General features: G+C 72.6%; 18 protein-coding genes and 4 pseudogenes. 12 read left to right on the top strand and 10 right to left on the bottom strand.

Going from position 1 to position 18,843, the window contains the following annotated elements:
• Positions 1-31 precede the first annotated feature (31 nt).
• On the bottom strand, positions 32-1,093 hold the full coding sequence (locus tag B9S58_RS12650) for an iron ABC transporter permease (RefSeq protein ID WP_103532220.1): 1,062 nt from the start codon (positions 1,091-1,093) through the stop codon (positions 32-34).
• Positions 1,090-2,076: an ABC transporter substrate-binding protein gene (locus tag B9S58_RS12655; protein WP_103532221.1), complete on the bottom strand. Its 987-nt coding sequence runs from the start codon at positions 2,074-2,076 to the stop codon at positions 1,090-1,092. Before B9S58_RS12655 ends, B9S58_RS12650 begins: the two co-directional genes overlap by 4 nt.
• A 209-nt stretch (positions 2,077-2,285) precedes the next feature.
• Between B9S58_RS12655 and B9S58_RS12660 the strand changes: the two genes are divergently transcribed.
• Positions 2,286-3,572 (top strand): hypothetical protein, encoded by a 1,287-nt coding sequence (locus B9S58_RS12660; protein WP_103532222.1) that lies wholly within the window; start codon positions 2,286-2,288, stop codon positions 3,570-3,572.
• A gap of 99 nt (positions 3,573-3,671) precedes the next feature.
• On the opposite strand, the gene rpsN is transcribed toward B9S58_RS12660, so the two are convergent.
• Together rpsN and rpmB are read right to left on the bottom strand one after the other, a co-directional pair.
• Positions 3,672-3,977 carry a 30S ribosomal protein S14 gene (gene rpsN / locus B9S58_RS12665; protein ID WP_103532223.1) on the bottom strand — a complete coding sequence of 102 codons (306 nt, stop codon included), beginning with the start codon at positions 3,975-3,977 and terminating at the stop codon, positions 3,672-3,674.
• Positions 3,977-4,213 carry a 50S ribosomal protein L28 gene (rpmB, locus tag B9S58_RS12670; RefSeq protein WP_103532224.1) on the bottom strand — a complete coding sequence of 79 codons (237 nt, stop codon included), beginning with the start codon at positions 4,211-4,213 and terminating at the stop codon, positions 3,977-3,979. Before rpmB ends, rpsN begins: the two co-directional genes overlap by 1 nt.
• Before the next feature lie 71 nt (positions 4,214-4,284).
• On the opposite strand from rpmB, the gene rpmG reads away from it, so the two are divergent.
• The 5 genes and pseudogenes from rpmG to B9S58_RS12695 all read left to right on the top strand — a co-directional run bounded on the left by rpmG (position 4,285) and on the right by B9S58_RS12695 (position 7,917).
• Complete coding sequence (rpmG, locus tag B9S58_RS12675; protein ID WP_003964410.1) at positions 4,285-4,449, top strand: 50S ribosomal protein L33; 165 nt, start codon at positions 4,285-4,287, stop codon at positions 4,447-4,449.
• A gap of 62 nt (positions 4,450-4,511) precedes the next feature.
• The gene (locus B9S58_RS12680) at positions 4,512-4,766 is read left to right on the top strand and encodes a type B 50S ribosomal protein L31 (protein ID WP_103511914.1); all 255 of its coding nucleotides are present in this window, start codon (positions 4,512-4,514) and stop codon (positions 4,764-4,766) included.
• Entirely contained in the window at positions 4,763-5,917 is a 1,155-nt protein-coding gene (locus B9S58_RS12685) for a GTP-binding protein (RefSeq protein ID WP_103532225.1), read from the top strand. The genes B9S58_RS12680 and B9S58_RS12685 overlap by 4 nt, the downstream gene beginning before the upstream one ends.
• 73 nt (positions 5,918-5,990) lie before the next feature.
• Complete coding sequence (gene rpsR, locus B9S58_RS12690) at positions 5,991-6,239, top strand: 30S ribosomal protein S18 (protein ID WP_103532226.1); 249 nt, start codon at positions 5,991-5,993, stop codon at positions 6,237-6,239.
• Between the two features lie 80 nt (positions 6,240-6,319).
• A pseudogene (locus B9S58_RS12695) lies at positions 6,320-7,917 on the top strand (MFS transporter).
• A 241-nt stretch (positions 7,918-8,158) separates the two neighbouring features.
• Here B9S58_RS12695 and B9S58_RS12700 read toward each other — a convergent pair.
• Complete coding sequence (locus B9S58_RS12700) at positions 8,159-8,602, bottom strand: subtilase-type protease inhibitor (RefSeq protein WP_103532227.1); 444 nt, start codon at positions 8,600-8,602, stop codon at positions 8,159-8,161.
• 533 nt (positions 8,603-9,135) lie between these two features.
• Between B9S58_RS12700 and B9S58_RS12705 the strand changes: the two genes are divergently transcribed.
• Genes B9S58_RS12705 through B9S58_RS12715 form a run of 3 tightly spaced genes read left to right on the top strand, consistent with a single transcriptional unit; the run spans position 9,136 to position 13,087 of the window.
• Positions 9,136-9,948 carry an ABC transporter ATP-binding protein gene (locus B9S58_RS12705; RefSeq protein WP_103532233.1) on the top strand — a complete coding sequence of 271 codons (813 nt, stop codon included), beginning with the start codon at positions 9,136-9,138 and terminating at the stop codon, positions 9,946-9,948.
• Between the two features lie 8 nt (positions 9,949-9,956).
• Positions 9,957-10,937: an iron-siderophore ABC transporter substrate-binding protein gene (locus B9S58_RS12710; protein ID WP_103532228.1), complete on the top strand. Its 981-nt coding sequence runs from the start codon at positions 9,957-9,959 to the stop codon at positions 10,935-10,937.
• 2 nt (positions 10,938-10,939) lie between these two features.
• Complete coding sequence (locus B9S58_RS12715) at positions 10,940-13,087, top strand: iron ABC transporter permease (protein WP_103532229.1); 2,148 nt, start codon at positions 10,940-10,942, stop codon at positions 13,085-13,087.
• Positions 13,088-13,306: 219 nt separating this feature from the next.
• Here the strand turns inward: B9S58_RS12715 and B9S58_RS12720 are convergent.
• A pseudogene (locus tag B9S58_RS12720) lies at positions 13,307-14,012 on the bottom strand (FGGY family carbohydrate kinase); the annotation flags it as partial.
• A 53-nt stretch (positions 14,013-14,065) separates the two neighbouring features.
• Between B9S58_RS12720 and B9S58_RS12725 the strand changes: the two are divergent.
• On the top strand, positions 14,066-14,602 hold the full coding sequence (locus B9S58_RS12725; RefSeq protein WP_374935668.1) for a substrate-binding domain-containing protein: 537 nt from the start codon (positions 14,066-14,068) through the stop codon (positions 14,600-14,602).
• Here B9S58_RS12725 and B9S58_RS12730 read toward each other — a convergent pair.
• From B9S58_RS12730 to B9S58_RS12740, 3 genes are all read right to left on the bottom strand, one after another.
• Positions 14,556-15,221, bottom strand: coding sequence for a TOPRIM nucleotidyl transferase/hydrolase domain-containing protein (locus B9S58_RS12730; RefSeq protein ID WP_103532230.1), 666 nt, complete (start codon positions 15,219-15,221; stop codon positions 14,556-14,558). The genes B9S58_RS12725 and B9S58_RS12730 overlap by 47 nt on opposite strands.
• Positions 15,222-15,298: 77 nt before the next feature.
• On the bottom strand, positions 15,299-16,501 hold the full coding sequence (locus B9S58_RS12735) for an MFS transporter (protein ID WP_103532231.1): 1,203 nt from the start codon (positions 16,499-16,501) through the stop codon (positions 15,299-15,301).
• A complete protein-coding gene (locus B9S58_RS12740) occupies positions 16,498-16,950 on the bottom strand; it encodes a nuclear transport factor 2 family protein (RefSeq protein ID WP_103532232.1) in 453 nt (150 codons plus the stop codon). The genes B9S58_RS12735 and B9S58_RS12740 overlap by 4 nt, the downstream gene beginning before the upstream one ends.
• Positions 16,951-17,225: 275 nt before the next feature.
• Between B9S58_RS12740 and B9S58_RS12745 the strand changes: the two are divergent.
• Positions 17,226-17,767: pseudogene (locus B9S58_RS12745) on the top strand (protein kinase family protein); the annotation flags it as partial.
• Positions 17,768-17,924: 157 nt separating this feature from the next.
• Here B9S58_RS12745 and B9S58_RS12750 read toward each other — a convergent pair.
• Positions 17,925-18,167: pseudogene (locus B9S58_RS12750) on the bottom strand (RICIN domain-containing protein); the annotation flags it as partial.
• Positions 18,168-18,217: 50 nt separating this feature from the next.
• On the opposite strand from B9S58_RS12750, the gene B9S58_RS12755 reads away from it, so the two are divergent.
• The coding region (locus B9S58_RS12755) for a transposase (RefSeq protein ID WP_258044431.1) at positions 18,218-18,843 on the top strand (626 nt) is incomplete at its 3' end.

The following is an 18,843-nucleotide window of genomic DNA, read 5'->3' on the forward strand; positions in this document are numbered from 1 at the left end:
CCGGCCCGGCCGGGCGCGGTGTCGATGAGCGTCATCGTTCCGCCTTCCGCAGGACGGGAGCGGGGACGTCCGGCGGACCCCCCGGTACGGACAGGGCCACGGGCCCCCGGTCCCGGGCGGGCCGCCTCCCCCGCTTCAGCAGCACGACCCCGACCGGCACCCCGACCAGGGCGGTCCAGGCGCCGACGGGCGTCTCGACCGGGGCGAGTGCCAGCCGGGCCGGCTGATCGGCGCACAGCACGACGATCGCGCCGCACACGGCGGACCGGACGAGCCACCCGGCCGCGCCGCCGTCCGGGCGGAGACTGCGGGCGAGGTGCGGGGCGAGGAAGCCGACCCAGGCCACCGGCCCGCAGACCGCGACGACGGGGGCGATGAGGACGACGGCGATGCCCAGCGCGGCCACCCGCGCCCGCTCGACGCGAATGCCCAGGGCACGGGCGTCGTCGTCGCCCAGCCGCAGCACACCGAGCACCGGCACGCACAGCACCAGCGCGGGGACGGCCACGGCGAGCCAGGGCAGCAGACCGGTGACGTCGTCCCAGGTGCGGGCGGACAGACTGCCCAGCAGATAGCGGTAGATGAGCTGGAGGTCGAGCTGATCGGCCATGACCATGAGCACCAGCAGCCCCGCCTGGAGCGCGGCGGCGACGGCGGCTCCGGTCAGCAGGACTGCCGAGGGGCTCCGCCCGAATCCGGCGGCGACCAGGGTGAGCAGACCGCCGAACGCCGCCCCGGCCAGGGCCAGGAACGGTTGCAGTCCGAGGGGCACCGTCAGGGCCAGCACCAGCGGTGCGGCGACACCCAGGGCGGCCCCGGAGGAGACCCCCAGCATCTCCGGAACGGCCAGCGGGTTGCGCAGGGCCTCCTGGAGGACGAGGCCCGCCGCACCCAGGCAGGCGCCGGCGAGCAGCGCCAGCACCAGGCGGGGCAGCCGCAGTTCGGTGACGACGAGCCCCGCGAGTCCGTCGGACCCCAGCACGGCCGGGAGCCTGGCGGGCGGGACGTACGGCGTGCCGAGGCTGAGCGCGCAGACCGCGCTCGCCAGGGTCGCCGCGCCCAGGCAGAGCGGCGCCAAGGGCGGGCGCCTCACCGCAGTGCGGCCGTCGCCTCGTCGAGGACGACGCCCAGGGACCGGGTGCCGCGCCCCTTCGCCCACACCTCGGAGTCGACCTCGATGACCTTGCCGTTCTTCACGGCCGGGATCCGTGACCAGAGCGGGTTCCCGGCCAGCTTGTCGGAGAGCTTGCCGTCCGGCGCACCGAAGGAGAGGGTCTCCACGAACAGGACGTCGACGTCCCGGGCGAGGATCTCCTCCAGGCTGTAGCTGCCGTCGACGCCCCGGCTCTTCCAGGGGTAGTGGGAGATCTTCGGGAACAGTCCGGCCGCCACGTCGGTCTCCGGGGTGGCCACTCCGAAGTTCTCGTCGCTGCCGTAGATGATCAGCGCGGTCCTGTCGCTCTTCCGCTTCTCCGCCTGTGCCAGCCGGGTGCGGAAGGCCTTCTCCGCCTTCTCGCCCTGTTCGGTGCGGCCGGTGAGCGCGGCGAGGTCCCGCAGGTAGCCGACGCTGTCCTGCCAGGAGCCGGGCTGGACCGGCCAGAACGTCGTGGCGCCCTTCAGCGCGGGGGCCAGCTTGCCGTGCGTGTCGTCCAGGCCGATCACCAGGTCGGGGCGGTGAGACAGGATCGCTTCGACCTCGGGGCTGAGGAAGCCGCCGGGCACGACCGGTATCTTCGCCGCCTTCTCCTCGCCCAGGAACTTCGGGTGCGCCAGCACCTGGGAGTTGGTGGCGGTGGGGGTCATGCCCAGCTCGACGAGGATGTCGTCGCAGAGGGCGACCAGGCAGACGATCCTCTCCGGCGGCTTCGGCAGGGAGACCGTGACGCCCTTGGCGTCGGTGATCCGGGTGGCGGCCTCGATGGGCCGCACCTCTGTCGTCGTACGGGGTCCGGCCCCGTCCCCCGGAGCGGCGGCCGGTCCGCCGGTGCCGGCCTCCTCGGCTCCGCAGCCGGCCAGCAGGCCTCCCAGTACGGCGATCGCGGCCCAGCGGCGGACTCTCAGCGCGGTTCGTGGCATCGACGGTCCCTCAACGTTCCTGTGCGGTCCCGGGGATGCGGCTGTGAAGACGGCGGAGCCCCGGGAGCGATCCCCGCCACGAGCCGAAACCATACACATGATTATCATTTCCATTAAAGTCGGCAAGGTTCTCGGCGAGACCCACCGGCCACCGCCACCCCCCGCCGCCTCCACAGACCCCACTCACCCGCCGACTTCAGGAGTTCGCCATGCCGCACATCCCACGCCCCGGTCCCCAGGCCTCCCACGCGCCGCCGCGCCTCCTGGTCGCCGACCAGGTCGCGGGGCGGATCAGCCTGCTGGACCTCCCGGACGGCACGGAGCGGGCGGAGCTGAACCACCGGCACCTGGCCGAGCACGCGGGCTTCCTCGCCCTGCCGGGCGACCTCACCGCATGCGTGGACGACCGCGCGGGCGAGCTGCTGGTCCTCGCCCCCTACGGCCCCGGAGCGGGCCGGCCGCTGGTCCGCCGGCGGATACCGGTCGCGGTCCCCGCCGAGCACCTGGCGGCGGATCCGGCAGGACGGCACCTCGCGGTGACCACCGGCCTCGGCCGCAACGAAGAGGCCTGGACCGGACTTCTGACGACCGTCGACCTCGACGCACCGGACGGCGCCGTCGCCGTACGCGTACGGGGGCGCACCGGCGAGCCGGGGGTCACGGTCCTCGGCGGGCCGTCCCCGCTCGTGGTGCTGCGCCACCGGGAGCCGGGTGAACTGCTGGTCCACCGGCACCGCGACCTGATGCGTTCGGTTCCCGCCTGCCCACCGGCGGCCCCGGTCCGGCGGATCGCCCTGCCGGACGACGACGGGCACGGTGACGCCCACGACCCGGCCACCGGGCGGGTGTTCGCCGCCGCGGGCTCGGGGGTACATCGCGCACGGCGGGCGGGGGACGGCCTCGCACCCGAGGCCCCCCTGGCCTGGTCCGCCGACGGACGTTCCGGCGGGCGCGGCTACTACCTGCGGCTCGACCCCGTGCGGCGCATGCTCTGGTCCTGCGTACGCGGCGGATCGACTGACCCCGGGCAGTGGCCCGACTGGTCCAACGACGCCTGGTGGCACCACCTCGACACGGGCGTCACGGGCCGGCTGGGCCTGGGCCCCGGGCTGGTGTTCCGGCTCGCGGTGACCGCACGCCACATCGCGTACACCCGGGTCCATCCGGACGGCGACGAGCTCATCCTGCTCACCGCGCCCCCGGCAGCCGGATCCCGCCCGGAGGTCGGCGCCCGGCTACCCCTGCCCGCCATGTCCGGCGCACCCCGGCGCGGCGGGACCCCCTGGGACGGCGTGCAGCGGCGGGCCGTCGCCGCCTCCCCCGGCGGAGGTCTGGTGGCGGTCAGCCGGGGAGGCCATGGCGAGGTCCACGTCTTCGACGCGGACCGGGCGGCCCAGGTCACGACCCTGACGGTCCCGACGCCCCTGGACGACGGCGGTCACCTCGCGCTCGTCACGCCCGGGGACGGGGCGCACGCCGACCCGGTCGGCCGCTGAGAACGACATCGGCGGGTGGTGGCGCGGCGGGGCCGCCGTGCCACCACCCGCGACCCTCGGCGCGCTCGGCCCCGTGTCACCGGGAAGGCGGCTGGCGTGTCACCAGGAGGACTTGGTCACGCCCGGAAGGAATCCCGCGTGGGCCTGCTCGCGCATCCGGACCCGGGAGAGGCCGAACCCGCGCAGATACCCCCGGGGCCTGCCGTCGACGCTGTCCCGGTTGCGGACCCGCGTGGCACTGGCATCGCGCGGCTGACGCCGCAACTCCTCGACGGCGGCGACACGTTCGCGCTCCGGAGTACCGGGCCGGCGAATGGTCTCCTTGAGCTCGGCCCTGCGGGCGGCGTAGCGGTCGACGGTCGCCCGGCGCCTGTCGTTCCGCGCGATCTTGCTCTTCTTCGCCATCAGACCTTCCCTCCGCGCGCACGGATGCGCGCGACCGCGGCTTCGACGCCGATGATGTCGACGGTCTTGATCGCCCGAGCACTCAGCGTGAGGCGTACATACCGCCCCTCACCGGACAGCCAGTACCGCTTGCGCTGGACATTCGGGTCGAACCGGCGGGACGTCCGACGGTGCGAGTGGGAGATGTTGTTGCCGAATCCCGGCTTCGAGCCGGTCAGTTGGCAGTGGGCGGACATGAAAAGTTACCTGCCTCTCCTTCGACGCATCCATTATTGGAAATGGAAACCATTGCCATATAGTAGCGCCCATGGCTCGCAACGAAGTACGCCCGGTCATCAAGCTCCGCTCCACCGCGGGGACCGGCTACACCTACGTCACCCGCAAGAACCGGCGGAACGACCCCGACCGGATGGTGCTGCGCAAGTACGACCCGGTCGCCCGTCGCCATGTCGACTTCCGCGAGGAGCGCTGAGGCGCCCGACCACAGTTCACCTCCCCCGGCACTCCGCTGAACCCCACTGCTAGGACACCGCCATGAAGCCCGGAATCCACCCCTCCTACGGCCCCGTCGTCTTCCGCGACAAGGCCGCCGACTTCGCGTTCCTGACCCGTTCGACCATGACCAGCGACCGCACCGTCGCGTGGGAGGACGGCAACACCTACCCGGTGGTCGACGTGGAGATCTCCTCCGCGAGCCACCCCTTCTACACCGGCACCGCCCGCGTCCTGGACACCGCCGGACGCGTGGAGCGCTTCGAGCGCCGCTACGGACGCGGTGAGGCCCGGTGAGCGAGCACCGCACGAAGCTGCCCGTCGTCATCGTCTGCGGCCTGCACTCCGAGGCGCGCCACGAAGTGGTGGAAGGGCTGCTGCGGGACGTTCCGCACAGCGTCGCGCTCCACCACGACCTGTCGACGGCCACCGGTGGGACGGTTCGCCGCTCCCTGCGGGACGCTGGCGGCGAGCTGGCTTCCGGTGAGGCGCCACTGGTCAACGAATGCGCCTGCTGCGCGCTGCGCGAGGACCTCGTCCCCGAACTCGAACGGCTCGCGGCGGACGGGGTGACCCGCCTCGCCGTGCTGGAGCTCTGGGACTCCGTCGAGCCGAAGTCCATGGCCGAGGCGATCGCCGCGCACACCGACGCCGCCGAGGTGACGAACGTGTTCGCGGCGGTCGACCCCGCCCTGGTCCTGCCCTGTCTCTCCAACGGCGACGATCTGGCCGAGGCCGGTCTCGCAGCGGCGCCGGCCGACCGGCGGACCATCGGCGACACCTGGGCCCGGCAGGTGGAGTACGCCCCCGTCTTGGCGGTGGCACCGAGCCCGGCGGCCGACGACGAGGACCGCGCGCTGATCCGGCAGCTCCACCCGACGGCTCGTCAGGCTGTAGCCGGATCAACCGAGCTGGCCCGTCTCGCGTTCGCCGGATTCGACGTGGAGGCGGCGGACGCGGGTCAGCACCCGGCCTGCGCACTGCTGCCGCAGGAGGCGGAGGAGGCCGGGGTGGGCACGCTCGTCTGGCGCCGGCACCGGCCCTTCCACCCCGAGCGCCTCTTGGACGCGCTGGAGGACCTGAGCTGCGCGGCGGCCCGCAGCCGGGGCCGGTTCTGGCTCGCGGACCGGCCCGACACCCTGCTCTCCTGGGATGCGGCGGGCGGCGCGCTCTGCGTGGAGAACACCGGCCCCTGGCTCGCCTCGCTCCCGGACGCCGCCTGGTCCATGGTGCCGCCCTACCGGCGGGCGGCCGCCGCACTGGACTGGCACCCCGAACACGGCGACTGCTGCCAGCACCTGGTCTTCGTCTCCCCCGGCCTCGACCGCGACGGCCTGACCGGGCTGCTGGACTCCTGCCTGCTCACGGACGAGGAGTACGGCTCCGGCCGGGACGCGTGGAAGAACCTGCCCGCCGCGTTCGACTCGCTCCTCGACCCGGTCCACTGACCCGACCCGTACCGCCGCGTCCCCGCCCCCGAAACCCCGTCGCCCCGTAACCCACCGAACACGAGGAAGCCTCATGGCACGTCAGCCGGACCCCCGCAAGCAGCTCAAGAACCGGCCGAACCCCCTGGACGCCGCCAGGATCACGTACATCGACTACAAGGACACCGATCTGCTGCGGAGGTTCATCTCCGACCGGGGGAAGATTCGCAGCCGACGGGTCACACGGATCAGCACCCAGCAGCAGCGCCGGATGGCCGCCGCCATCAAGAACGCCCGCGAGATGGCCCTGCTCCCGTACTCCGGACCTGCGACGGGCAAGTAGCGCGCGGCGTCCCCGCCCCTGCGGCGGGGACGCCCACGGCTCGGGATGCAACACGGCGGCAGCCCGGGGAACATGGACGCATGGGCAGAGAGATCCCCGAGAAGGACGCCCCGGGTCCGAGGTCATCGGGTCCGGGAACAGCGGGCCGGCGGGGCGGTCCGCCGCACCAGGGCCTCGCTCTCGCCGCCGTGCTGTTCGCCGTGTCGATGGCGTTCATCGACCAGACCATCGTCGCGATCGCCGCCCGGACATCGTCGACGAACTAGGGCTCACCTCCTCGCAGATGCAGTGGGCCGTCAACGCCTATCTGCTGACGCTGGCCACCTTCTTCGCACTCGGCGGACGGCTGTCCGACATCTTCGGGCACCGCCGCGTGATGCTGATCGGCACCCTGGTCTTCGTCATCGCCTCCGCACTGTGCGGCGCCGTGCCCTCCGGGGACTTCGCGCAGGCCTGGCTGATCGGCTTCCGGGCCGTCCAGGGCATCGCGCGGCCCTGATGTTCCCCGCCGCGCTCGCCGTGGTCATCGCCGTGTTCCCGGTGGAGCGGCGCGGACGGGCACTGGCGCTGTTCTTCGGGGTGTCCGGGGCGCTCACCGCCGTCGGGCCCCTGCTCGGCGGCTGGCTCACCGCGTGGACCTGGCGGGCGATCTTCTGGGTCAATGTCCCTATCGCCGCCATCGCCGTCGTACTGGCACTGGTGGCCCGCATCCCGGACCGGTCCCGCCGCGAGCCGCTGGACCTGCCCCGGCGCGGCGCTGGTCGCCGTCGGCATGGGGCTGACGGTGCTGGGCCTGCAGCAGGCGGGGACCTGGGGCTGGGACTCCGTCGCCACCTGGGCCTGCATCGCGGGCGGGCTGGCGGTGTTCTGCCGGTTCGAGCTGCGCACACGCTTCCCGTTGATCAAACTGCGGGTCTTCCGCGACCGGGCGTTCAGCGTCGACAACGCGGTGTTGTTCTTCACCATGATGGCGTTCGTCCCGGTCTTCTTCTTCGCCTCCGTGTACGCGCAGGTCTCGCTGAGCGCCTCGCCGAACCAGGCCGCGCTGTATCTCCTGTACTTCTTCATCGGCTTCGGGATCGCCTCCCAGTGGGGCGGCCGGATCCTCGACAAGCGCGGCGCGCGTCCCGCGATGAAGCTCGGCACGGCGCTCGGTGCGGTCGGGTTCGCCCTGTGGGCGGGAAAGCTGACATCCCTGTCCATGCACGACCAGTGGCTGTACGTGGCGATGGCGGGCATCGGACTGCTGCTGGCGCCGGCCTCCACGGACGCGGTGAACCGGGCGATCGACGCCGGTTACGGCGAGGTCACCGGCATCACCCAGACCGTGCGCAACTTCGCCGCCGGCATCGGTCTTGCCGTCTACGGCACGATGCTGACCCGTACGACGATCACCAAGGTGGACGGGACGCTGCGGACCAAGGGCGTGCCGGACGGTGAGTCGCGCGACATCGCCGAGTCCATCGCGCAGTCGGTGACCGGCCATGCGGACTCCCGGGGGCCCGCCGGCTCGGGACCGGTGGCCGAGACCATCCGGGACTCGATGGCGGCGATCCGGATGGACTTCGCCGAGGCGAACCAGTGGGTGTTCTACGGGATGGCCATCGCCCTGGACGTCGCCTTCCTGATCTCGCTGCGCCATCCGGGGACCCGGGTGACGCAGGAGTCCTCCGGATAGCGAAGGGTGTGCCCGGTACCGGGCGGGTCCGGTGACGAACCGACCGGGGCGGGTCGCTGCAGACCGCGGCGGAAACGGCTGGGGCGACCACATGGCTCCCGGTCGTCGTGGACGGGGGCGTGTGCGGGGCACGCCGGGCGGGGCGGGACGCGGGACACGGTCGGGCGGGGACGGTGTGGTGCTCCGTCACCCCGCCGTCGGCACGCCCCGGCGATTCAGATGGATCAGTGGATCAGGTGGATCAGAAGGCGAACACGGCGTTGTCGTTCATGCTGCCCGCCATCTCGCAGGCGTTGCCGTACGTGGTGCTGAACTGGACCGGCTTGCCCTGCCAGACGCCGTGGGCGGTCACCACGACCGGGTCCCACTGGCGGGTACAGGTCCGGTTCGACGGGCCGACGGTCAGTTCGGAGAACTTCCCCTGGACCGCGGCCAGTTCCTTGCAGGCCGCGGCGGGATCGGGGTGCGTTCCCTCGGCGGTGGGGGCACAGGTGAGCGTGACGGCCCGCTCCACGGTGGCGGTCTGCGGGTCCTCGCCGCGGGCGACGGTGAGCACGAGCGCGGAGGGTGCGTAGAGGCTCTCCGCCTTGGCCGGTGCGGCCTGCGCGGTGGCGGTCGCGAAACCGCCGAGCAGAAGGGTGCTTGCGGTGATGGTTGCGAAGATAGCGTGAGAGTTGCGTCGCATCGGTGAAAACTCCTCGATCGGGTGCCTGATTGCGGTCAGGAGTCTTACGTATGCGGAAAGTAAGCGCACATCGACGGCCAGCTTCCAGCCGTAGGCGAACGTTCGAACCGACCGAATGGTCATTCGGGCAGCTCAGGCGCCTCGCGCGACCCGTCCAACATATGGACGGACTTCGGCAGTTCAATCCGAGACCAACGCCTGACCTGCGGATACATCCGAACGACCCGATGCGCCAAACCGCCGCTTCGGCCGGAAAGTACCGCCACCCGGGAGCCTGGCGACCGCCGCCACCCCCGGCGAGCCGTTCGAAGATCACACGGAGGACACGATTCCGAATATCTCTTGACCAAGGAAACTTAGGCAAGGCTACCCTCACAATCGTGATCGCTCCTGCCCTCGACCGAGAAGACCCACCGCCGCGTCGGCGCTCCGCGCCCGCTGCCGGTGTTCCCGCCCTGACCGCCGCCGGCGGGCCCGGCACGTCCGTGTCCTGCCCGGTCCCGGAATCCGACGCCGGCCTCGACGCCCGCGACATGACGATCGCGTACGACCGCACGGACGTCGTGCACGGGGCCGATCTGCGGCTGCCGCGCGGTCGCGTCACCGCGCTCATCGGGCCGAACGGCAGCGGGAAGTCCACCCTGTTGCGGGCCGTGGCCCGGCTGCACAAGGCCCGTACCGGCACCGTGACCGTGACGGCCCAGGCCCAGGCCCGGGCCGAGGACGCCGGGCCCGTCGACGCCCTAGCGCTGTCGCGCTCCGACTTCGCCCGCCGCGTCACCCTGCTCGCGCAGAGCCGGACCGCGCCGGCCGGACTCAGCGTGCGCGACGTGGTCGGATTCGGCCGGCATCCCTACCGGGGCCGGGTCCGGGGGAACGATCCGGACGGCGCCCGGATGATCGAGCACGCGCTGACCGTCACGAACCTCGCCGGGTTCGCCGACCGCGGGGTGGAGAGTCTCTCCGGCGGGCAGCTGCAACGCGTCTGGTTCGCCTCCTGCCTGGCCCAGGACACCGACGTACTCCTGCTCGACGAGCCGACGACCTATCTCGACCTGCGCTACCAGGTGGAGATCCTCGACCTCGTCCGCGATCTCGCCGACAACCACGGTGTCACCGTCGGGGTCGTGCTGCACGACCTGGACCAGGCCGCCGCCGTGGCCGACCAGGTCGTCCTCCTCTCGTCCGGACGGATCGTCGCCGCGGGCACGCCCGCCGAGGTGTACGCCCCCGAGCGGCTCAGCGACGCCTACGGCATCCGCATCGACGTCGAACCCGACTCCTCCACCGGCATCCCGCGCACCCGCGCGGTCGGCCGCCACCACCTTCGTTCCGAAAGGCCCTGAACACCCTCATGAAGAACCAGCACCTGACCTGGCCCGCGCTCGCCGCCGCGGCCGCGGCCGCGCTCGCCCTCACGGCCTGCGGCACCACCGAGGCGCCGAAGAAGGAGTCCGCCGGGGACAACGCGGTGACGGTCACCGACTCGCGCGGCAAGAAAATCACGCTCGACGGGCCGGCCAAGCGCGTCGTCGGCACCGAGTGGAACGTCGTCGAGACGCTCGTCACGCTGGGCGTCCAGCCGGTCGGCGTGGCCGACGTCAAGGGCTACACCGCGTACGACAAGGCCGCGCCGCTCACCAAGGGTGTCAAGGACATAGGCACCCGGGGCGAGCCCAGCGTCGCCACCGTCGCCGGTCTGGAGCCCGACCTCATCATCGCCACCACCGACCTGTCCGACTCCGCCATCGCGCAGCTGTCCAAGGCCGCCCCGGTCGCCGTGGTGCGCTCGGCCGACGCGAGCCGGCAGATCGACCAGATGGTCGACACCCTCGAACTCATCGGCCGGGCCACCGGCACCGAGGGCAAGGCCAAGTCCGAGGTCGAGTCCTTCCGCAAGGCGGTCGCGGACGGGAAGAAGAAGCTCACGGACGCCGGTCTCGCAGGTGAGAAGGTCGCGTTCGCCGACGGCTGGCAGGAGGGCAACCAGGTCTCGGTGCGCCCGTACGTCAAGGGCTCGCTGCTCTCCGACGTGAACACCGAACTCGGCCTCGTCGACCCGTGGAAGCTGGAGGGCGACAAGGCCTACGGTCTGGCGGCGACCGATGTGGAGGGCCTCACGAAGATCGGCGACGCCCAGTTCGCCTACATCGCCAACGACTCCGACGGCGGCGACCCGTTCGCCGACGGCCTCAAGGACAACGCGGTGTGGAAATCCCTCCCGTTCGTCAAGAACGACGAGGTCCACCGCCTGCCCGACGGCGTCTGGATGTTCGGCGGCACCGCGTCGATGCGCGCGTACATCGACGCCCTCGTCGGCGCGCTGACCGCCTGACGATGAGCACACGCACCACATCCGCCCCGCCCGCCGCCGTGCAGTCGGTGGCGGGCGCGGCCGCTCCAGCCGGGACGGAGTCCCCGGCCGGAGCCGGCCGACCGGCCCGTCGCGGCCGGATGTTCCTCCTCGCGCTCGCCGCGCTCCTCGCCCTGGCCGCCCTCGCGACCGTGCACGTGAGCCAGGGCACCGCCGCCGTCGATCTGCACACGCTCTGGCAACTGGCCACCGGCGCCGCCTCCGACCGGACCGCCGACGAGCAGACGGCCGCCGTGGTCCTGGACTCCCGGCTGCCCCGGCTCGCCGCGGGGCTCCTCGTCGGCTGCGCGCTCGGCGCGGCGGGCGCCGCGCTCCAGTCGGTGTCCCGCAACATGCTGGCCTCCCCCGACACGCTCGCCGTGAACGCGGGCGCGTATCTCGCGGTGGTCGCGGTCGCCGCGTTCGGCATCACGCTGCCCGCGTTGCCTGCCGGGGCCACGGCGTTCCTCGGCGGGCTGCTGGCGGCGGGTGTAGTCCTCGGCCTGTCGCGGGCGGGGGCCGGGCCCATCCGGCTGGTGCTGGCGGGTTCGGCGCTCACCCTCGCCCTGTCCGGGCTGAGCGGGATGCTCCTGCTCCTGCGCTCCCAGCAGACGACCGGGCTGTTCGCCTGGGGCAACGGTTCGCTCGCCCAGATCGGCATGCAGTCCATCGACCGGCTCGCCCCGGTCGCGCTCCTCGCGTTCGCCGGGCTCATGCTGCTGGGCCGGCGGCTGGACATCCTCGCCCTCGGCGACGACGGGGCGGCGGTCGTGGGGGTGAGCCCCCGGCTGACGCGCAGCATCGCCGTGATCCTCGCGGTGCTGCTGGCCGCGGTCTCCGTGGCGGTCGCGGGGCCGGTCGGCTTCGTCGGCCTGTGCGCGCCCGCCGTGGTCCGGCTGCTCAGCACATGGATCCCGGGCCTGGTCCGGCACCACACGTTCATCCCGGCGTCGGCGCTCGCGGGCGTGCTCGTGGTGCTCGGCGCGGACGTGATGCTGCGCGCGGTGTTCGGCGCCCAGGCGGGGGCCGAGGTGCCCACCGGCATCGTCACGACCTGCTTCGGCGCGCTCGTGCTCGTCTTCATGGCCTACCGGTCTCGCGACATGGGCACGGACAGCGGCTCGACGGCGTTCGCCCGGCTCCGCAGCCGGCGCGCGTTCGCCCTCACCCTGGTGGCGACGGTCGTGGCGCTGCTCGGCACGGTGCTGGCGGCGACGCTCTTCGGCGACGCGACGCTGCTCCTGGGCGATGTGGGCAACTGGCTCACCGGCCGGTCGGGACAGTTGGTCACGTACATCCTCGACACACGCGTCCCCCGGGTCGCCGCCGCCCTGCTGGCCGGTGCGGCGCTGGCGGTCGCGGGAGCCGTCGTCCAGGCGGTGTCGCGCAACCCGCTCGCGGAGCCGGGGGTCCTCGGGGTCGTCAGCGGAGCCGGGGTGGGGGCGGTCGCCGTCCTCACCGTCGTACCGCTGGCGAGCTTCTGGCTGATCGGCGGCTCCGCGCTGGCCGGTGCGACGGCCGCCGCGGCGCTGGTGTTCGGTCTTGCCGCCCGCCGTGGTCTCGAACAGAACCGTCTGGTGCTGATCGGCATCGGGGTCCAGGCGGGCGCGGGCGCGTTCGTCAGTCTGCTGATCGTGCTCACCGACCCGTACAACGAGACGAAGGCGCTGGCCTGGCTCGGCGGGTCGACGTACGGACGGACGTTCCCCGAGCTAATCCCGGTGCTGGTGGGCCTCGCCGTCGCGCTGCCCGTCCTCGTGGTGATGCGCCGCGAACTGGACCTGATCGGGCTGGACGACGAGACGCCCGCCCTGCTCGGCGTGCGGATCGGGGCCACCCGGCTGGGTCTGCTGAGCCTGGCCGTCCTTCTGACGGCGGGAGCCGTCGCCGCGGTCGGCGTGATCGGGTTCGTCGGCCTCGTCGCCCCGCACGCGGCCCGCGCCCTGGTGGGCCGCCGCCATGTGCGGGTCATTCCGGTGAGCGCGCTGCTCGGCGCGCTGCTGGTGGTCGTGTCCGACACGGTCGGCCGGACGGTCATCGCTCCGGCGCAGATCCCGGTCGGACTCCTCACCGCCGTGATCGGAGCTCCGTACTTCATGTGGCTGCTCTGGAGGTCGCGGCGCGAGGGGTGACGGTGGTGTGCGCTCCTTCCGATTTCTCCCGAGGTTCCTCGGAACGCCGGGTTCCTGGGCCGACTCGCCTACCGGTAGCGCGACATGGCCACGACCTCCTTGTCGCCGTCGGCCTGCCCCCTGCCCGAGGGCGTGCTGGACCTGGCCGGAATGAGCGCCCCGGCACAGACCGCCCGGCCGTCGCCGGAGGTGGCCGGTGCGGCGACGCCGAGGTGGTCACGGGGACGGGCGGCTCCGCTGCGCCTCGTGGATCGCGCGCCGGTGGGCGAGAGCCGGCGAGTCGAGGACGCAGCGCGTGGTCTCCCCCGATGAGGGGCGCCGGTTGGCCGGTGGCCCTGCAGGCGGCCACGGTGCGCTCGGGCATGTCTCCGGGGGCCAGGAACTCCGGTGCGGCGGCGGTCACCGGTACGGGGCCGGGCAGCCCGGTCGGTTCCTGGACCAGGGGCAGCGTCGAACCGGCGGGGTCGCCGGGGGGGGGTGGCGCAGCGGGGCGAAGGCCCCGAGGCCGATGCCGAGACGGCCGGCCGGCCGGCCAGGGCACGGTTCCAGTCGCCGGTGCGCGGGCCGACGAGCTGGGTGGCGGAGGCGTTGGTGAGCTCGGTGCCCTGCTCGCCCGTGAGCCAGTACACCACCAGGCCCTGGACCAGCAACAGTCGCTTCGCGCAGGCGAGTTGATGTGTGCCGCGGGCAGCCGCGAGTTGGTGGAGCGTGTTGAACGGGGCGTACTGGATGCCGGTCGCCCGGTACAGCTCCTCGGGCGGGACCGTGGCCCACCCCCTCTCCGGGAAACCTTCGGTGCGGCGATCGCGGTGGTGGACGGGGTCGCCGAGGAGGAACCCGCCCGCGTCGAGGAGCTCGTAGTCCACGGCCCAGCTGTCGATGCCGAGGAGTCGACCGGGCCCGCCGCGCGCGGCCCGTCGAGCACTGGCGGGCAGGGCCCCGGCCGTACGGCAGCTGCTGGACGCCGGGCGCCGCTCCATCGCGTCCGCGAGCGGGCCGCCCGGCTTCAACCAGGTCCGGGACCGCCGTACGGGAGCGCTCGCCGCGCCGGCCGAGGCCGGGACCCGAGGCGCTGGGGGAGCTGCCCACGGGACGGCTCACCGTAACGGCGGGCCGGGACGCGGGGGCCCGGCTGCTGGGGCTCTCCGACCGTCCGACCGCCGTGTTCTGCGCCAACGACCTGCTCGCCCCGGGCGGGCTGCAGTCCCTGTTCGCCACCAGGGTCTCCGCTCCGGCGATCTGACGCTGGTGGGTTACGACGACATCGAGTTCACGGCGGCCGCCGCCGTGCCGCTGACGTCCGCGCGGCAGCCGGCGGCGACCATGGGGGCGCCGGCGGCGGGTCTGCTTCTGGAGGAGACCGGGGCCGGGGCGGCGGAAGTGCCGCACGAGCACCGGAGGTGGTGTGCAGCCGGAGCTGGTGATGCGGCGCTCCCGTCTCGCCCCGCGCTGAGGCCGGGGGCCTCGGTCAGAGGTAGGCGAGGAGCCCATCCAGCGGGCGTGGCAGGCGGGTGAGGTCCAGCGCTTCCGTCAGCGCTCGCGCGTAGTGCTCCTTGCGGCCGCCGATGGTCCCCATGAACCGCCGCAGCTGCGCCTCCACGGGCCGCTCCCGCTGGGCGGGCTGCCGTTGGAAGATCCGGAAGGTGCGCAGGTCGCCCTGGTCGTCGATGGCCTGCTGGACTCCGTCGGTGCCGAGCGCCCGGATCAGCTCATCCTCCAGGTCGGCGTGGCAGGTGAAGAAACCCAGCGTCTCCAGGTCTCCGGTGGTGCGGGCGGTGCCGAAGCCGGTCCGCTCCAGGCCCTGGCGGAAGAACCGTTGCTCCGCCGCGTCGCACAGGCCGACGGGCCGGACGTCGAGGTCGTCGGGGCCCAGCAGGCGCAGGAAGCGGGTGATGCTGGTGGCGCCCCGGAGCGGCACGACCACGACGCCCTCGGCGGTGAGGGCGCGCCCCTGGCGTTCGGCGAGTGCCTCGACGGCCGCCCGGTCGCTGACGCCCTCCACGAGCACCACGGTGTGCAAACCCAGGTCGGCCGCCAGGTCACGGGCGGCCCCGGCCTCGGCGGGCGCCGGTATGTCCCCGTCGCCCGCGGCCCGGGCGATGACCGTCTGCCCGAAGCGCGTCGCTGTGTCCACGGAGCCAGTCTCGCACCATGATCGGCGGGTGCGGCAACGGTTTTCGGGTACGTCGGCGAGGATCGTTTCCGGGTACGTCAGCGGGGTGCGGGCGGCCGCCGCGCCAGGTACAGGCCGACGCCCAGGGCCAGTGCCAGAACACAGCCGGAGAAGGTCAGTCCGGCGTTCCTGAGTCCGATGCCCAGGGTGAGGGCGCCGACGCCGACGACGGGGACGGAGATGCCCAGGTAGGCGATGACGAAGAAGGCGGACACCGTCGCGGCCCGGTGCTCGGGCGGCGCCGCCGCGCTGATCGCCGTCACCGCGCCGCGGAATGCCAGCCCCTGACCGAGGCCGCCGCACAGCGCACCGGCGACGAGCACCGGCAGTGAGGCGAGCAGCAACGACACGCCCACCAGCACGAGTCCGCCGACCAGCACGAAGCAGCCGCCCGGCAGGGCCCGGCGCTCGCCGACCCGGCCCATGAGCGCCTGCCCGGCCGTCGAGGCGAGGAAGACGGAGAAGACGACGAGTCCGGTCAGGGCCAGGTTGTGGACGTCGAGCGTCTCGGCCACGAACGCGGGGGCGACCGCCGTGAAGAGACCCAGCAGGGAGAACCCGACGAAGGCGGCCAGCGCCGAGGCGGCGAACACACCGCGCACCTCGGGCGGGACGGCAAGACCCTGCGGCCGCAGCCGGAGACCGCGGACGCGAGAGGTGACCGTCTCGGGCAGGAGGCAGGTCAGCGCGGCGGCCACGGCGATCAGCGCCAGATGCACGACGAAGGGGAGCCGCAGGGGCGAGGGGGCATACTCGGCGAGGAGACCCGACAGGAGCGGCCCGCACCCCAGGCCGCCCATGTTCGCGGCGGTCGCGGCCAGTCCGGCCCTGGCCACGCGCCCCGGCGGGGCCAGCTCCATCACCGTGACCGTCGCCGCGCCGCTCAGCAGTCCGGCCGCGAACCCGGAGAGGAGACGGCCGGCGAACAGGGCGGGCAGCCCGCCCTCGAAGAGGAAGCAGAGGGTGCTTGCCGCCGAGAAGCACAGGGCGGCCAGGAGAACGGGCCGCCGCCCCGCCTCGTCGGAGACGTTCCCGGCGAGCAGCAGGGTGGCGATCACCCCGAGGGCGTAGACGGCGAACACCACCGTCACCATCAGCTCGGAGAAGCCGAGCTGTTCCCGGTAGAGGCCGTAGAGCGGGGTGGGCAGCGTGGTGCCCGCCATTCCGATGGCGAAGACGACCGCGGCGGCCGGGTAGCCCAGGCGCCTCTTCGGACGGGCGGCGTCGGTCGTCCGGCTCATGCGGCGGTCGGCGGGACCGTCGGCGCGGCGGGCGTGATGTGGGTGAGCACGCACAGCCAGCGGCCGTCGCGCCGCAGGAAGACGTCCGTGACCCATTCGTCGGCGTCGAAACGCCGGCCGTCGTAGTGGGCCGTGTTCGTCATCCGTGCGGTGATCGTGGCGCCGTCCCCGTGGACGCGGACCCTCGGCGGGCTGATGGCTCGCATCGCCGAGTGGGTGAGGTCGCCGGACTCGACGCAGCCGAGAAACGTGTCCCGGTCCGAGATGCCGGACTCGGAGACGATGGCCCACTCGTCCGCCATGAAGGCCGCCATCCGCGTCACGTCGTTCGAGACGATCGCGGCGGACCACTGCTCCACCAGGGCTGCGAGCCAGGCCTGTACCGCAGGGTCCTGGACGTCCACGGCACCGTTCGGCGGCGGCCCGGAGCCGGCTCCGCTGTCTTCCATTCTTCGAGCGTAGCCGTGGGGCAGGCGGGCCGCAGTTCATGTGCGGCCGGGCGGCCGGCCAGGAGCCGAACGGGCGGCGCACCTGGGCTGCGGCACGGTGGTGCCGCAGTCCCGGCCACTGCTCAGCGGGCCGTCGAGCAGGTCCGGCGGCCATCCGGCGGCCATGTCGAGCGCGCGGTACAGCGCGTTGAGGCAACTGTCCTCAGCGGAGCGATCAACGAGTGGCTGCGGTCCGCGTGCGCCTGCCGATCGCGGAACACCTGAGACCGAGGCGAAGCAGTGCGCTGTTCCTGGAGCACATCCCACGAAACCTGCACCAGTGGCCGGGCACTCGGATCTACGCAGGCGACGAGGCCGCCAACCGGGCCTGCGCCATGGTGAAGAGTGAACTGGCAGCCGGCATCTCGTTCATGAACAACCGCGGGCTCCTCCACTTCGACGCGCACTTCGAAAACATCCTGACCGACGGTCACCGCCTCTTCTTCGCAGGCTACGGCCTCGCACTGTCCTCCCAGTTCGAGCTGTCGCAGGACGAGGCCAACTTCTTCGACCGGCATCAGACCCACGACCGCTGTTACACGGCCACGTACCTGTTGAACTGGCTGGTCACCGCGCTTCTCGACTATCAGAGGACGGACCAGGACGGCTGCTACGAACTGGTGCGCGACTACGCCGAGGGCAAGCGCCTTGCCGGATTCCCAGAAGAGCCTCAGCGATCCTCGCCCGGCACGCGCCAGTCGCCGCCGTGACAGCGGACTTCAACCGCGGGTTCCAGGGCGAGAGCAGGAAGACCCCCTATCCGCTGGAGGAGATTCGCTGGAGGCGATTAGCCGGATCGGCCGCATGTACAGCCCATCCGTCGGCTGACGGCAATCCGTTCACCGAGCGAACCGCCGCCCAGGAGGTCCGCCGCCATGCTGTCAGACACCCCCTGGCCCGAGCAGGGGCGGTTCACCGTGGGCGCGGTGGGCCGTTCAGGCGACGGTCCACTTCTGGTTGGCGGCCCCGGTGCAGGTCCACAGCTGGGCACGGGTGCCGTTGGCCGAGGAGTTGCCGGTGGCGTCCATGCACTTGTCCGCCTGTGGGTTGACGATGTCGCGGGCGCCGGTGACGGTCCATCGCTGGTTCGGGCCGGCACTGCAGTCCCAGAGTTGGAGCTGCGCCCCGTTCGCGGTGCTGTCGCCGGTCACGTCGAGACACTTGCCGAGGGCCCTGCGGGAAGGGGGCGGCCAGTCTGCTGCGCGAGGCCCTGTCCACGGTGCGGGCCATGGGCACCACCGCGCAGATCGTCGTACGGGCCGACTCGGCGTACTTCTCGCACAAGGTCGTCGACGTCTGCCGCAAGGCCGGCGTGCGCTTCTCCCTCGCGGTCGCGGTGAAGAAGACCATCCGCACCGCGATCGAGCAGATACCCGCCGACGCCTGGACGGCGATCGCATACACGAACGCGATCTGGGACAGCGAGGAAGACCGCTGGATCTCCGACGCGGAGATCGCCGAGATCCCCTTCACCGCGTTCACCAGCAAGAAGAAGACCTTCCACACCACGGCCCGCTTGATCGTGCGCCGGGTCAAGCGGCTGAACCCGAAGTCGGTGCCCGACGGGCAGGCCGAACTGTTCGGGGTCTGGCGCCACCACGTCATCTTCACCGACAGTCCGTTCGTCCTGGCCCGGGCCGAGCCGATGCACCGCGAACACGCCTGCGTGGAGCAGGTCTTTGCCGATCTGGAGGACTCCGCCCTCGGCCACCCGCCCTCGGGGAAGTCCACCGCGAACGCCGCCTGGCTGACCCTGGCGGCCGCCGCCCACAACCTCACCCGCGCCGCCGGCCGCCTCGCCTCGGTCTTCCACGCCAAGGCGCGGACCGGCACCATCCGCCGGCACCTGATCCA

The sequence above is a fragment of the Streptomyces sp. SM11 genome (assembly GCF_002910905.1).
In the GTDB taxonomy this organism is placed as follows: Bacteria; Actinomycetota; Actinomycetes; order Streptomycetales; family Streptomycetaceae; genus Streptomyces.